This is a genomic window from uncultured Brachyspira sp. (assembly GCF_944393015.1).
Taxonomy (GTDB): domain Bacteria; phylum Spirochaetota; class Brachyspiria; order Brachyspirales; family Brachyspiraceae; genus Brachyspira.
On sequence record NZ_CALXYQ010000103.1, the window covers coordinates 1 to 2,519 of the forward strand.

The window sequence follows — 2,519 nt, forward strand, 5'->3', positions numbered from 1 at the left end:
ATATTATTGTTATTAGTATATATTTTCTCTTTACATATTAGGTCTGGTCTGGTCTGGTCTGGTCTGGTCTGGTCTGGTCTGGTCTGGTCTGGTCTGGTCTGGTCTGGTATTGCAAATTTAGACCTAAAATTATCACGCCATTTTTTTACTGGTATCCACCAAGCTATTCTATTTATATTTTTTTCATTAGCTTTTAATGTTATTTTTATACCAAAAAAATATATATGAATATAATATCTTGTATTATATATACCAAATAATTTTATTATACTATGTTCTGCATTAGCATTTACAGTATTTATATTATTAATTTGACTTTGAATATTATTATTTAAATCACTAATTCTAAATGATAATTCTTTATTCTTCTCTATAAGAATGTTAATAATATCATCTTTATAAGATTCTTTATTTATAGATTTTTCTTTATACAAAGCATTTTTAAGCCATTCCAAAGACTTAGTTTTTTCTATATCTATAATTTTATTTATACTTGAATAATCCATTTCTTTAAATAAATTATCATTATTAATAATATCTTCAAAATGTTCAACTGTTCTATTTTCTAATTCAAACATCCTAATTAACGATTCATATTTAGATCTAGCTCCATTGTTAATAATTAATATAAATGGTTTATTAAATATCATTGCAAAACAAGTTCCATGAAATGAATCAGAGATAAAAAAATCACAATTTTTAATCATATAAAGCCAATCTTCTATTGAAAAATCTTTATCATATTCAGTATTAGAATTATCAATTTTACCTGTTTTCAATATTGGTAAGTTTAATTTTTCAGAAATATAATCCATATATTTATCTAATTCTGTATTACCTCTTCTAAAATATGCCCCTATATACTTATGCTTAATGTTTAATTTAGACTTATATATTAAATAATTATAATATGATTCATCAAGTAAAAACACAGGGTCTAAGACATGTACAGCGTTTACATTAAATACATTTTTGCAAATATCTACTGCATCATCTTCTCTAACAGAAATATCATCAAATTGATTTATATAATATTTAAAAAATAATTTATTTTCATCATCTCCTTCATAATATGGTATACCAAATGAAGAAGAATATGATATTTTTTTCTTTGAATTATTTACAAAATTAAAAAGATAATAAAATATTCTATCACCATGAAAAATATAACGATATACTTGATCTGAACCAACTAAGAATGTATCGCATTGTTTAGATATATTTTCAAGCTCAGTTTTTGAAAAAGTTGAATTACCTATATTCATATATTTTAAAGCGAATTTTCCGCCATTTATATTATCATAAACACTATTATTATTTCCTACATATTGTATATTGTTATCATATATAAGGATGGGGTTAAAACCTAATTTTTTGATAATTTCATGTAATGCATAATATGTTAAAGCTCCTCCATAATTATCCTGAAAACACATATTTGCTATAGCAACATTATTTTTATTATTAATTTTACAATAATTATATAATGACCATAAATCAAATATATCTAAATTATCAAAGAAATATTTTCTATTTGAAAATATTGAGATATTATCAATTAATCCACCATTTATTACGAAATTTAATTGTTTATAATATAAATCAATAGTTATGTCATCAAATATATTTTTTCCATGCTTTGTATTAATAAAAATAAGAGATACACCTTTATTATCATTATCTATAACACCCCAATAATCACCAATAGTTATATCTCCAACTCTTTCATATTTTCTATATATACACTTAAAACATTCTTCTTTGATAGAAATATGTTCTGTAAATAGAATATTATATATGCATTCAAATTTATTTTTCAAATATTCATTTTTATTTTTTAATTTTATATAAATTCCTTTTCCCCAACCAAATTTTTCTTTATCTCTAAAACTTATATATTCTATATTTTTTATTTCATCATCTGTAAATAGTTCTTTTAAATATTTTCTCCATACTTTTTGCGGTACTATACTATTGCATAGCAAATCTATTGTTATTAAATTATCATAATCTTTACCTAAATAAGAATATAAAGCAGATACTTGACATGGGCATCCGCTAAATAATACATTCTTTTTTTCATTTAATAATTTTTTTATTTCTACAAATGTATTACCTAAATTACTTTCTATATATTTAGAACCTCTTAATTTATCTAAATCTTTTTTATCATTGATTATTATATGTTCAACTCCAAGCCAGTCATCTGTAAAACTAGCTCCGCATACATAACCATTATTTTCTAATACATAATTAGCTACAATTGTAAACATTCCGCCTGAAGAACTTTTCATTCTTATTTCATCACTAGCCCTGACATCATATATTTCCTGTTTAAAATCTATTTTGAAATTATAATTCAAAGCATGACATTTTTTTACACAAACACCGCAATTAGTGCATTTATCATCGTTTATAATAGGGTAGTGGAATCCCTCTTTAGTTTCTATAATTTCTATGGCATTATGCGGACATACCATATAACAAACTGAGCAGCCAGTACATTCTTTTCTATTCAA

General features: G+C 23.2%; 1 protein-coding gene. It reads right to left on the reverse strand.

Going from position 1 to position 2,519, the window contains the following annotated elements; genetic code table 11:
- Positions 1 to 2,519: polysaccharide pyruvyl transferase family protein (locus Q0K19_RS15100; protein WP_297249419.1), on the reverse strand; the 2,519-nt coding region annotated here is incomplete at its 3' end.